The sequence below is a fragment of the Streptomyces sp. NPDC006463 genome, assembly GCF_042870715.1.
Classification (GTDB): domain Bacteria; phylum Actinomycetota; class Actinomycetes; order Streptomycetales; family Streptomycetaceae; genus Streptomyces.
The window spans coordinates 297,278-308,515 of record NZ_JBIAHP010000003.1; the positions used below are offsets into that span (position 1 = coordinate 297,278).

At 73.6% G+C, this 11,238-nt stretch carries 12 protein-coding genes; 6 read left to right on the plus strand and 6 right to left on the minus strand.

Features of this window, described 5'->3' with window-relative positions; all coding sequences use genetic code 11:
• Positions 1-153: 153 nt before the first annotated feature.
• Complete coding sequence (locus ACFYOB_RS08375) at positions 154-1,491, plus strand: geranylgeranyl reductase family protein (protein WP_388556281.1); 1,338 nt, start codon at positions 154-156, stop codon at positions 1,489-1,491.
• A gap of 302 nt (positions 1,492-1,793) precedes the next feature.
• Here ACFYOB_RS08375 and ACFYOB_RS08380 read toward each other — a convergent pair whose 3' ends face one another.
• Entirely contained in the window at positions 1,794-2,279 is a 486-nt protein-coding gene (locus tag ACFYOB_RS08380) for a nitroreductase/quinone reductase family protein (protein WP_388556284.1), read from the minus strand.
• 130 nt (positions 2,280-2,409) lie between these two features.
• Here ACFYOB_RS08380 and ACFYOB_RS08385 point away from each other — a divergent pair, with 130 nt between their 5' ends.
• A complete protein-coding gene (locus ACFYOB_RS08385) occupies positions 2,410-3,108 on the plus strand; it encodes a TetR/AcrR family transcriptional regulator (protein ID WP_388556287.1) in 699 nt (232 codons plus the stop codon).
• Positions 3,109-3,264: 156 nt separating this feature from the next.
• Positions 3,265-4,272 carry a spherulation-specific family 4 protein gene (locus ACFYOB_RS08390; RefSeq protein ID WP_388556290.1) on the plus strand — a complete coding sequence of 336 codons (1,008 nt, stop codon included), beginning with the start codon at positions 3,265-3,267 and terminating at the stop codon, positions 4,270-4,272.
• Between the two features lie 23 nt (positions 4,273-4,295).
• Here ACFYOB_RS08390 and ACFYOB_RS08395 read toward each other — a convergent pair whose 3' ends face one another.
• The 3 genes from ACFYOB_RS08395 to ACFYOB_RS08405 form a co-directional block, all read right to left on the minus strand.
• Positions 4,296-4,793, minus strand: a complete 498-nt coding sequence (locus ACFYOB_RS08395; RefSeq protein ID WP_388556785.1) for a GNAT family N-acetyltransferase — start codon at positions 4,791-4,793, stop codon at positions 4,296-4,298.
• Positions 4,793-5,329, minus strand: a complete 537-nt coding sequence (locus ACFYOB_RS08400; protein ID WP_388556293.1) for a hypothetical protein — start codon at positions 5,327-5,329, stop codon at positions 4,793-4,795. Before ACFYOB_RS08400 ends, ACFYOB_RS08395 begins: the two co-directional genes overlap by 1 nt.
• A gap of 88 nt (positions 5,330-5,417) precedes the next feature.
• A complete protein-coding gene (locus ACFYOB_RS08405) occupies positions 5,418-6,161 on the minus strand; it encodes a maleylpyruvate isomerase family mycothiol-dependent enzyme (protein ID WP_388556296.1) in 744 nt (247 codons plus the stop codon).
• 234 nt (positions 6,162-6,395) lie between these two features.
• On the opposite strand from ACFYOB_RS08405, the gene ACFYOB_RS08410 reads away from it, so the two are divergent.
• Positions 6,396-7,703: an ROK family protein gene (locus ACFYOB_RS08410; RefSeq protein ID WP_388556299.1), complete on the plus strand. Its 1,308-nt coding sequence runs from the start codon at positions 6,396-6,398 to the stop codon at positions 7,701-7,703.
• A 135-nt stretch (positions 7,704-7,838) separates the two neighbouring features.
• On the opposite strand, the gene ACFYOB_RS08415 is transcribed toward ACFYOB_RS08410, so the two are convergent.
• Entirely contained in the window at positions 7,839-8,387 is a 549-nt protein-coding gene (locus ACFYOB_RS08415) for an ATP-binding protein (RefSeq protein WP_388556302.1), read from the minus strand.
• 198 nt (positions 8,388-8,585) lie between these two features.
• On the opposite strand from ACFYOB_RS08415, the gene ACFYOB_RS08420 reads away from it, so the two are divergent.
• Both ACFYOB_RS08420 and ACFYOB_RS08425 read left to right on the plus strand, forming a co-directional pair.
• Positions 8,586-9,722, plus strand: coding sequence for a PLP-dependent cysteine synthase family protein (locus tag ACFYOB_RS08420; RefSeq protein WP_388556305.1), 1,137 nt, complete (start codon positions 8,586-8,588; stop codon positions 9,720-9,722).
• A gap of 258 nt (positions 9,723-9,980) precedes the next feature.
• Positions 9,981-10,586: a hypothetical protein gene (locus tag ACFYOB_RS08425; protein WP_388556308.1), complete on the plus strand. Its 606-nt coding sequence runs from the start codon at positions 9,981-9,983 to the stop codon at positions 10,584-10,586.
• Here ACFYOB_RS08425 and ACFYOB_RS08430 read toward each other — a convergent pair.
• A complete protein-coding gene (locus tag ACFYOB_RS08430) occupies positions 10,580-11,071 on the minus strand; it encodes an SRPBCC family protein (RefSeq protein WP_388556311.1) in 492 nt (163 codons plus the stop codon). The genes ACFYOB_RS08425 and ACFYOB_RS08430 overlap by 7 nt on opposite strands.
• Positions 11,072-11,238: the final 167 nt, after the last annotated feature.

Sequence of the window (11,238 nt, forward strand, 5' to 3'; positions counted from 1 at the left end):
CTCTTCAGTACGCCACCCGCATCCGCGGGGTATGCGTATGCCGGGTACGGCGAAAGACAGTCCCGATCCTCGCACAGCGGGGCGAGGCGGCGTCGCGCCGTAGGATTTCCCCGGCATCGGAGCAAACCGGGTGATCAGGAGCAGCAGCACATCGTGAGCAGCGACGACGACGTACGCGACGCAAGCGCAGGACACGAAGCGCAGGGGGCGGACGACGAGGTGGCCGGGGGGACCGGCGAAGTGGGCGAGGTCTGGGACGTGGTCGTGGTCGGGGCCGGTCCGGCCGGGGCCTCGGCGGCGTACGCGGCGGCGACGGCGGGCCGGCGCGTCCTGCTGCTGGAGAAGGCCGAGCTGCCCCGGTACAAGACCTGCGGAGGCGGCATCATCGGCCCGTCTCGTGACGCCCTGCCCCCGGGCTTCGTACTGCCCCTCAAGGACCGCATCCACGCGGTCACCTTCTCGCTGGACGGGAAGCTGACCCGGACGCGGCGCTCGAAGCAGATGCTGTTCGGGCTCATCAACCGGCCGGAGTTCGACGCCGGGCTGGTCGCGGTGGCGGAGAAGGCCGGCGCGACCGTCCGTACGGGTACGGCCGTGGCCCGCGTCGAGCAGCACGGGGCGGCCGTGCCCGACCGGCGTACCGTGGCCGTGCTCCTCGCCGACGGGGAGACCGTCCTGGCCCGCGCGGTCGTCGGCGCGGACGGCAGCGCGAGCCGGATCGGCGCGCACGTCGGGGTCGAGATGGAGCAGGTGGACCTCGGGCTGGAGGCGGAGATCCCCGTGCCCCCGACGGTCGCGGAGGACTGGAAGGGGCGGGTACTGATCGACTGGGGCCCGCTGCCCGGCAGTTACGGCTGGGTCTTCCCCAAGGGCGACACCCTCACCGTCGGGGTCATCTCGGCCAAGGGCGAGGGCGCCGCGACCAAGCGGTACCTCGACGACTTCATCGCCCGGCTCGGACTCGCCGGCTTCGAACCGGCCGTCTCCTCCGGGCATCTGACCCGCTGCCGCAAGCCCGATTCGCCGCTCTCGCGCGGGCGGGTGCTGGTGGCGGGCGACGCCGCCGGACTGCTGGAACCGTGGACCCGGGAGGGCATCTCCTTCGCGCTGCGCTCGGGGAGGCTGGCGGGGGAGTGGGCGGTGAAGATCTCCGAGGCGCAGGACGCGGTGGACGCGCGCCGTCAGGCGCTCAACTACGCCTTCGCCGTGAAGGCGGGGCTGGGTGTGGAGATGGGCGTCGGCCGGCGGATGCTGTCCGTCTTCGAGGCCCGGCCGGGGATGCTGCACGCGGCGATCACCGGGTTCCGCCCGGCGTGGCGGGCCTTCGCCCGCATCACGCGGGGCTCGACGACCCTGGCGGACATGGTGCGTACGTACCCGCTGGCGCGCAGGGTGCTGCACGCGCTGGACGCCCGGCAGGCGGCGCGAGGCGCCGTCGGCGGTGGCAGCGGCACCGGCAGTGGTGGCAGCGGCGGACACGGGACGGCGTAGGCGTCGACGCCTGCGCGGAGGTGAGGGCGGAGGCCGGACGGCGGCCTGGACCGGCGGGGCGGATCGAACCTGAACGAGGTGGACCGGCCGGAACGGGCCGCCGCGGCCTTCGCGGCGGCCGAGGGGTACGTCGGGGTGGCGGTGACCGCTCTCGCGCTCAACCACCCCGGCCCGGCCGAGGTATTGCCGCCTACGTGGGCGAGCGGATGCCCCGGCTGCTGCCCGACCGCCACCGCCACCGCTACCCCGACCGCGGCTCTCGGAGCGGCTGACCGGCCGCGGCCTCACCCGGGGGCGGCGGGTCAGTTCGACACCGTGATCCGGAAGACCGGGTGGTCGCCGGCGGCCGCCTGGAGCTCCGCGTCGGAGGACTTCGCGGTGACCCCCTGGAAGAAGCGGTTGACCTCCCAGCCCCACTTCTCCAGATAGGCGCGCAGGACGGCGGCTTGCTGGACGGGGTCGGTGATCTCGGTGGCGGTGAAGTTCCGGACCTTGCGCCCCACGCGCAGCTCGCCGCCGCCCGCGACCCGCATGTTGCGGACCCACTGGGAGTGGCCGCGGGCCGAGACCAGGTACTGCGCGCCCTCGAACGTGTGCGGGTTGACCGGGATGCGCTGCATCTCGCCGGACTTGCGGCCCCGGACCGACAGCTCGGCGGTTCCGGCCAGGCTGATGCCGAGCCGGGCCAGCTTGCCGAAGAGCGCGTTGAACCGGACGGCGAACGGGCTGGCCTGGACGTAGTACGGGTTGGTCGCGTTCACGGTGACCTCCGGGGTCGTCTTCCTCACTGAGAGAGCACTGCTCTCGCTTGAGAACAGTGTGCACGGATCGGTGCGCCAAAACAAGAGCACCGCTCTCTAAGTGGAGCAGGGATCCGATTGTTGGGCACTGCTCCATTTGCGTGGCAGACTGACGCGCATGAACACCGTGCGAGGGGCCAGGGAGCGGGCCCGCATCGAGGTCACCGCCGCCATCAAGGACGAGGCGCGCCGCCGGCTCGCGGCCGAGGGCGCCGCCAAACTCTCCCTGCGCGCCGTCGCCCGCGAGCTCGGCATGGTCTCCTCCGCCCTCTACCGCTACTTCCCCAGCCGTGACGAGCTGCTCACCGCGCTCATCGTCGACGCGTACGACAGCGTCGGCGCGGCGGCCGAAGAGGCGGACGCCCGCGCCCTCGCCGCCGGTCACCCGCCCCGCGCCCGCTGGATCGCGGTCTGCGAGGCCGTCCGCGCCTGGGCGCTGGAGCACCCGCACGAGTACGCCCTCATCTACGGCTCCCCGGTTCCGGGCTACAGCGCCCCCCTCGACACCGTCGGTCCGGCCTCCCGTGTCGGGAACACCTTCATCGCCATCCTCCGCGCCGCCTACGAGGGCCGCGGCCTCGCGCTGCCCCCGCTGCCGGCCGCCCTGCGCCCCGAGGCCGTCCGGATGACCGCCGACTTCGCCGAAGGCCTGCCCCCGGAGGTCACGGCCGCCCTGGTCGCCGCCTGGGCGCAGCTGGTCGGCCTCGTCTCCTTCGAGCTGTTCGGCCAGTTCAACCGCGTGGTGGAGGACCGGGCCGTCTTCTTCGCGCATGCCGCCGGGCAGCTGGCCCATGGGGTCGGACTGCCCGCGGTGTGACGCCGACTTCGTAGGGGGACTGACGGAGAATCACATGATGAGGTGACAGGTCGCTCTTCTGTTCCTCGTACGAAGGAGGGCGGTTCAGCCTTGAACCAAGGGCCGCCCGTCTAGTGTTCCTCGGGTCGCCCCCCTGCCGCCGCCGGAGGAACAGTCATGCCCCGCGCCGTGAAGGCCCTGTACGCCGTCCTGGTGACCGTCTTACTGGCCGCGCCGGCGCCGGCGCCCGCGGTCACGGCGCCGGCCGGCAACGCGGAACCGGCGCCGCATGGCCGGTCGGCGGCCGCGCTCCCACCCGACCGGGACCCCACCGGGATCCCGGCCCCGACCACGACTCCCGCACCCCCGGCGCCCCGGATACCCGGCGTGCGGGGTCTGGACATCGGCGTCCCCGCGTACGTCTGGGCGAACGACGCCATGCTGACCGACCTCACCACCACCGGCCCGGCCGCCTCCGTCGTCGTCCTCAACCCCGGCAACGGCGACTCCCCCTTCGAGGCCCCGTGGCGGGCCCGCGCCGACGCCCTGCGCCGCGGCACGACCGCCGCCGGCGGGAAGACCAAGGTGCTCGGCTACGTCCACACCGACCACGGCAACCGCGCCGCCGCCGCCGTGAAGGCCTCGGTCGACAACTACCTCAGGACCCCCGACGGCCGCCTCCACGTCGACGGCGTCTTCTTCGACGTCGTCAGCCGCGACTGCGGTCCCGGCAACGCCATCCGCGACCACTACGCGGAGCTCCGCCGCCACGTGGAGGACACCATGCGCGCCATCGACCCGGCCGCCGCGCCCCTCGTCGTCAACAACCCCGGCACGGCCATAGCCGACTGCTACCTGGAGCCGGGCCGCCGGACCGCGGACGTCTTCGTCACGTACGAGGACACGTACGCCGCGTACACCGGCGGCGGCTGGCTCGGCGGCAACGTCTTCGACCCGCTCACCGGCTACCGCGCGGGTACCGAACTCGATCCGAGCGGCACGGCGTTCTGGCACCTGGTCCACGACGTCCCGGACGCGGGGGCGATGCGCACGACCTTGCGCACCGCTTTCGACCGGGGCGCGGGCTACGCCTACGCGACCAGCGCGGCCATGCCCAATCCCTGGAACACGGGCCCGGCATGGAAGTACGGCGCCCAGACCGCCTACGCCGCCACCCTCGGCTGACGCACGGCACACGGCGCACGGCGTCAGGCCGGTGCGGCGAAGCAGTGCACCGTGACGGTCCGGGTCGCGCTCCACCGCTCGTCGACGGTGCCCAGCAGGCTCCAGCCCTCTCGTTCGTACAGGGCGACCGCGGCGGTGTCGTGGGCGAGGACGTCGAGGACCGGATGCAGACCACGTTCCCGCGCCTCCCGCACGGCCCGCGCCAGCAGTCGTGCGCCGACCCCGAGGCCGCGCGCGGCGGGCGAGGCGAACAGGCGGCCGACCACGGCGGTGCGCTCGACGGGTACTCGCGCGCGCCCGCTCCACAGGGCCGGTGCGAGGTCCCCCGGACCGCTGCGCGCCAGGCCGACGTGACCGGCGATCCGCCCGTCCGTCTCCGCCACCCAGGCCGCCAGCAGGGTGGGCGGCGTCAGCCACTCGGCGGGACGCTCGGGCCAGTTCACCGGATAGCCGTCGCGGTCGTGCACCGCGCGGAGGAGGCCGGCGCACGCGTCGAGGTCGGCGGACGCCCGCGGCCGGATCACCGGTAGTCGTCCGGGTGGCCCTGCATCCAGGTGTTGATCTTGTCCCGGGTGCCGATGAGCGAGGCCTGGTGCTTCTTCAGGTTCTCGAAGGAGCGGTCCCCGCCGAGTTCCTCGTCGAGCTTCGCGATCAGGTCGATCGGCTCGGGGAAGTGGCCGGGCCCCTTCGGGTCGTTCTTCATCGCGCGGTCCATGCGGTGGAGCTCGTCGTGGACCCGGCCGAGGAAGTACGCGCAGTTGCCCGGAGTGCACGAGTCGTTCAGCGTCGCCTGGAGACCGGCGAACGCGTCCCGCACCTTCTCGGCCGGGAGGGCGCCGGCAGACGGCGCGGCCCCCGAACCCGGGGCCCCTGAGCCCGGCGCCCCCGAACCCGGGGCCGTCGGATTCCCGGCCGCGGGGGCCACGGACGCGGACACGGAGGGCGCCGCGGCGGCCGGGCCGGCACCCGGGGTCCTGGGCTCCGTGCCGCAGGAGACGGTGAACGCCGCAAGGGCGACGGTGAGCACCGCGGCAGACCGCGCTGAAGACACGAACATCGACTGACCCCCATGATCGACTGAGGCAGTCGACCCTACTGCCTGCCCGGCGGGCGCCCGCCGCCGCCCTCCTCGGATCCCGCCCTCCTCAGATCCCGGCGGCCTCGGTCCACAGGCGGGCCAGTGCCAGGTCGCCGGTCACCCCCGGACCCGCCAGCGGCTGCCGGTTCCACAGCGCCGCGTACAGCCAGGCCGCCTCCCCCGTCACCTCGCAGTCGACCGCGTCGTCCGTGGCACCCAGCACCGTGCGCGGCGGTTCCGGCGACAGGTGTACGGTCCACGCCGCGCCCGTGTCCACGGCCCTGACCCGCATCACCCGGGGCTCCGGGGTCCGCACCCGGCTGCGCGGCCGCGCGTGGAAGCCGGTCAGCAGCTCGTCCACCCCGTCCTCCGCGAACTCGGGAGCCACCGCCGAGAACGCCACACCGAGCGCCGCCTCCGCGTCCATCCGGTGCACGGCCGTCTCATGGGCCTGGCGCCGCGCCCAGAACGCGAGCGGCGACGGCGGGGCGGTGGGCAGGAAGGTCCAGCACTGCACATCGGCCGGGGCCTCGCCCAGGGCGCGGACCAGGGCCGCGTGTCCTTCGCGGAACCAGGCGAGCAGCTCCGCGCCGGCCAGCTCCGGGGCGTCGGGGAAGGGCGCCCCCTCCAGCAGTCCCCCCTCGACGTACCCGGCCGCCCAGCGGTGCACCGAGCCGGTGTGCCGCAGCAGATCGGCGACGTGCCATCCCGGACAGGTGGGCACGAGGGCGGTCGTACCCGCCTGTTCCGCCACGTCGGCCAGCAGCTCGCCGTCTCGCTCAAGGGTCTTCACGAAGTCGTTGATCTCCATGCCGGGAGTCTGCCAGCAGGCCCGCGGCAGTGGGGGCCAGGGACGGGGAACTCTTCCCGATCGAGCGCGTCCCTCCGTTCGTTCGACCGGCCCGTCACGGGTGCCGAAGGCCCTGCCGGGCACCGCCCCGGGAGGGCTCGGGCACACCGGTCGGCTGAACATCACCCTCCGGGTCGGCGGCCTCGGCTGGCGGGGCGGCATCCGAGGGCCCCCGATCATGGGAGGATCGATGCCATGAACGGCAACGGGGCCCCGCCGCGGGTGGGGGATGTGACCACGGTGGCCACGCCTTCTACGGCTTCCACGGCTTCTACCGCTTCGTCGGCTTCGTCGGCTTCCACGAGGGCCAAACTGGAGCGTGGCCGCAGCGCGCTCGGCCCGGCGCTGGAGCTCGTCCACACCGGCCGTGCACCGACCCGGGCCGTCCTGACGGCCGAGCTCGGGGTCACCCGCGCGACCGCCGGAGCGGTCGCCGCCGAGCTGGAGGCGCTCGGGCTGATCCGTGTCGACTCCCGCCCCGGTGGCGCGGGCGGCGCCCAGGGCCGCCCCTCGCACCGCCTGTCGGTCGACGAGAACGGCCCCGTGGCGCTGGCCGCGCAAGTGCACGCGGACGGTTTCCGGGCCGCGCTGGTCGGTCTGGGCGGCCGCATCGTGGCCACCGCCCCCGGCAAGCTCACCGTCGCAGCCGACCCGGCGCAGGTACTCGGCGCGGTGGTGGAGGCCGGGGCAGCGCTGCTCGCGGAGAGCGGCCGCCGCTGCATCGGCGCGGGGCTCGCGGTCCCCTCCGCGGTCGCCGAGCCGGATGGGACGGCGCTGAACCCGCTGCACCTGGCCTGGCCCCCCGGTTCCCCCGTACGGGCCGTCTTCGCGGAGTGCGTGAAGGCGGCCGGGATCAACGGCCCGGCCTTCACCGGTAACGACGTCAACCTCGCGGCCCTCGCCGAGCACCGGCACGGCGCGGGGCGCAGCGCGCAGCACCTGCTGTGCGTGGCCACCGGGCACCGCGGGGTCGGCGGGGCGCTGGTGCTGGACGGCCGCCTGCACAGCGGGAGTTCGGGCCTGGCCCTGGAGGTCGGCCACCTCACGGTGAACCCCGAGGGGCGCCCCTGCCACTGCGGCGGCCGCGGCTGCCTGGACGTGGAGGCCGACCCGCTGGCCTTCCTCACGGCGGCGGGGCGCACGCCCGGCCCGGAGGTGTCGCTGCTCCAGCAGGCCCGCGACCTGTTGAGCGCGGAGTACGCGGAGCCGGCGGTACGGGCGGCCGCCGAGGAGCTGATCGACCGGCTCGGGCTCGGCCTCGCGGGCCTGGTCAACATCCTGAACCCGGACCGGATCATCCTGGGCGGGCTGCACCGGGAGCTGCTGTACGCCGACCCGGAGCGGCTGCGCGCGGTGGTCGCGGACCGCAGCCTGTGGGGGCGCAGCGGGGGCGTTCCGATCCTGCCGTGCACCCTGGACCACAACAGCCTGGTCGGCGCGGCGGAGCTGGCGTGGCAGCCCGTGCTCGACGACCCGCTGGGGGCGTTGGGCGCCGCGGCGTAGAACCGACCGCCCATGGCCGGGTTCGCCGCCCGGCCGGGGCCGGCTCGGCTCGGCCCGGCTCGGCCCGGGTCTGTCCGGGCCTCGCTCGGGTTCCCCGGTCGGCTGCCGGGCCGTCCGGGGTGCCGCCGCCGTGCGCTACCCGGGCCTGACGCCGACCGACGCCGCCACCGACACGCCTGTCGATACGGTCACCGGGTCCACGGCGACGATCGCGGTCCGGGCGGGTTCTCGTACGGGCTTGGTCCCGATGCGTACCGGCTGCGGCAAAGCCGCCGGCGTGGGGGCCGCGGTGAGCGAGAACCACACGACCTTGCCCGGACCGTCCGCCTGATGCCGGGCGCCCCAGGCCTCGCTGAGCGCCTCCACGAGCGCGAGCCCGCGCCCGCAGGTCTCCAGGGACCCCGCGACCGCCTCCCGGATCTCCGGAAGCCGCGGATCGCTGTCGATGACCGAGACAGTGAGCCGCCCGAGTCGGAATTCGATCTCGACGGTGCACGTTTTGTCCGGCTGCGCGTGGCGATGGACGTTGCTCAGCAGTTCCGTCACTCCGAGCGCGGCCCGGTCTATGAGCGGATCGAGCTGCCAGTGACGCAATTGCGCGGAAATGATTCTGCGGATCTGGCCTATGCGCGACGGCAGCGCCTGCAGTTCGACGACGCAGTGTCTGCGGGAATGACTGATCACGGCTGCGACTCCCCGAAATGAGTGTTACGGGTGCTGCACCCTCGGTAATGCTCCACCAGGGTCACCCACGGTGCTCCACAGTGCAACCGAATGCGACCAAAAGCGATTCGCATGGAACCCCAAAGTGACTGTTTGTGCAGGTGAGGGAGGTACATTGCGAAAGCAGGGGGCGAATACACGCACAAAGGAGCACGGCGCATGAGCACCACCGGTACCAGCGGTACGACTGCCACGACCGTCGACGTCGACCGCAGCGACGCGGACTACCGCGCCTGGCTGAAGGAGGCCGTCCGTAAGGTCCAGGCGGACGCCAACCGCTCCGCGGACACCCACCTGCTGCGCTTCCCGCTCCCCGAGGCCTGGGGCATCGACCTCTACCTCAAGGACGAGTCCACGCATCCGACGGGCTCCCTCAAGCACCGCCTCGCCCGCTCGCTGTTCCTCTACGCCCTGTGCAACGGCTGGATCCGCCCCGGCCGCCCGGTCATCGAGGCCTCGTCCGGTTCCACGGCCGTCTCCGAGGCGTACTTCGCCAAGCTGATCGGCGTCCCGTTCATCGCCGTCATGCCGCGCACGACCAGCCCGGAGAAGTGCCGCCTCATCGAATTCCACGGCGGCGTATGCCACTTCGTGGACGATTCGATGAAGATGTACGAGGAATCGGCGCAATTGGCCGCCCGTACCGGCGGCCACTACATGGACCAGTTCACCTACGCGGAGCGGGCCACCGACTGGCGCGGCAACAACAACATCGCCGAATCGATGTACCAGCAGCTGCGGCTGGAACGTTTCCCCGAGCCCGCCTGGATCGTGGCCACCGCCGGCACCGGCGGCACGTCCGCCACCATCGCGCGCTACGTGCACTACATGCAGCACGACACCCGCATCTGCGTCCCGGACCCGGAGAACTCCTGTTTCTTCGACGGCTGGACCAACAACGACCCGGACGCGAGCAGCGATTGCGGCTCGCGCATCGAGGGCATCGGCCGGCCGCGCATGGAGCCGAGCTTCGTCCCCGGCGCCATCGACCGGATGATGAAGGTCCCGGACGCGGCGAGCGTCGCCGCGTGCCGCGCGCTGGAGACGGCCATAGGGCGCAAGGCCGGCGGCTCGACCGGCACCGGCCTGTGGAGCGCGCTGAAGATCATCTCGGAGATGGTGGCGGAGGGCCGTACGGGCAGTGTCGTCACCCTCCTCTGCGACCCGGGCGACCGCTACCTGGACAAGTACTACTCCGACGCGTGGCTGGCGTCGCAGGGGCTCGACATCGCCCCCTACGCGCGCACGATCGAGACGCTGCTGACGACCGGAGTCTGGCGCGAGCCCATCGCCTGACGCTGGCGCCCCGCTTCGTGAGCTCGCCCTGTTCGAGCCGCAGTCCGCTGGCTACGCTGTGCGGACTTCGATCACGGCGGAGCTTCGGGGGAAGTCATGGCGGGCATCGCGTACAACAGGCCGGAGCGGGACGCGCGTACGCGGGCCCAGACAGGTGCGGAAACGGGTACGGGTACGGGTACGGGTGCGGGGGACGGGCCCGGGAGCGCGGCGCGGGCGTCGCCGTTGGAGTGTCCGAGCTGCCGACGCTCGGACGAGGTGCGCGCCGTCCCCGCCGTCTGCCTCAGCGGGCACAGCCGGCTCCAGCAGGGCGGCACCCGCGGTGACGAGCGGAGCGTCCCCACCCGGGAGGTCGTCCCCCGGCTGGCGGCAGCGCTGGCCGCGACCCCGCCCGCGCCGGTGACCGCCGGGCGGACCGCTCTGGGCGTGCTGTTGATCCTGGTGTCGATCGGCACGTTCATCGGCGGGGCGGCGGGCGGGAAATGGTTCGCCGACCCGCCGGAGAGCGTGCCCCAGGGGTCGCTCCAACTCTGGGGCGGCGCCCATGGGCAAGCCCCGCCCGAGCCCGGGGCCGGGCTCCTGTTCCTCGGCTGGATCTCGACCTTCGCGCTGCTCGGGGCGGTCCTGCTCATCGTCGCGGCCGTACGGATCCAACGTGCCTTCCGGGCGCGGATCGCCGCCGGCCGGGACGCCGCCGAGGAGGTCTGGTCCCGCGGCTGGTGCTGTGCGCGCTGCGCGGTGGTCCACTTCGCCGAGGGGCCGGCGATGTCCCTGCAGGAGTTCCGGGCGACGGTGTGGGGCGCGGGAGGCTACGGAGACCTCGCCCGGGAGCACCGGGTGACGGGAGCGGGCGGCGACTACTGATCCGCCCCGCGCCGCCCGGTGAGGCGGCCGTCGAGCGTACGGACCGCCGTACGGAAGGAGCGGCCCAGGCCCGGGCGGGCGGCGGCGAGGGTCAGCCGGAAGAGGGCGGGCCCGTCCGCGGCGAAGGTCCAGCGGACGTGCGTGCCCGAGCCGGCGGGGGTCAGCCGCCACTCTTCCAAGAGGGCGCGGGCACCGGGGGCGTTGGTCTCGTCGACCCGGTACGCGTACCGCCGTTCGGGGTCCGCGGCCATGATCGTCTCCTGGAAGCGCACCCCGCCCACCAGCTTGATCTCGCGACCCGCGCCGCCGTGCGTGGGGCGGGCCAGGGTGACGGCCCTGAACCACCGCGGCCAGCCCTCGACCTCCTCCGCCAGCGCCCCGTACACGGCCTCGGGGGCGGCGGTGGTCCGCGCGGCGAAGACCAGCCGTACGGGCGCGTCCTCGATGAAGTCCAGCCCCACCGGGCGGAGTCGGCGCAGAGTCATGGCGTTGCCCCCTGGGGTGGTCTGCGGAACGCGCGCGCGGAACAGGGTGACCCTAACTGACTATCAGTCAGAAGTCCGCCCCGAGGCCGAAACCCGCGGTGCGGGGGCTGGGCAGGCGGTCCACCGCGCGGGATGCTGGAACCGCGCCGATCACGCCCCGCGAGCGG

Excerpts from the sequence above, each read along its gene's own strand:
- ACFYOB_RS08420 (WP_388556305.1), top strand. The coding sequence starts at position 8,586 with ATGAGCACCACCGGTACCAGCGGTACGACTGCCACGACCGTCGACGTC.
- ACFYOB_RS08390 (WP_388556290.1), top strand. The coding sequence starts at position 3,265 with ATGCCCCGCGCCGTGAAGGCCCTGTACGCCGTCCTGGTGACCGTCTTA.
- ACFYOB_RS08405 (WP_388556296.1), bottom strand. The coding sequence starts at position 6,161 with ATGGAGATCAACGACTTCGTGAAGACCCTTGAGCGAGACGGCGAGCTG.
- ACFYOB_RS08430 (WP_388556311.1), bottom strand. The coding sequence starts at position 11,071 with ATGACTCTGCGCCGACTCCGCCCGGTGGGGCTGGACTTCATCGAGGAC.
- ACFYOB_RS08410 (WP_388556299.1), top strand. The coding sequence starts at position 6,396 with ATGAACGGCAACGGGGCCCCGCCGCGGGTGGGGGATGTGACCACGGTG.
- ACFYOB_RS08400 (WP_388556293.1), bottom strand. The coding sequence starts at position 5,329 with ATGTTCGTGTCTTCAGCGCGGTCTGCCGCGGTGCTCACCGTCGCCCTT.
- ACFYOB_RS08385 (WP_388556287.1), top strand. The coding sequence starts at position 2,410 with ATGAACACCGTGCGAGGGGCCAGGGAGCGGGCCCGCATCGAGGTCACC.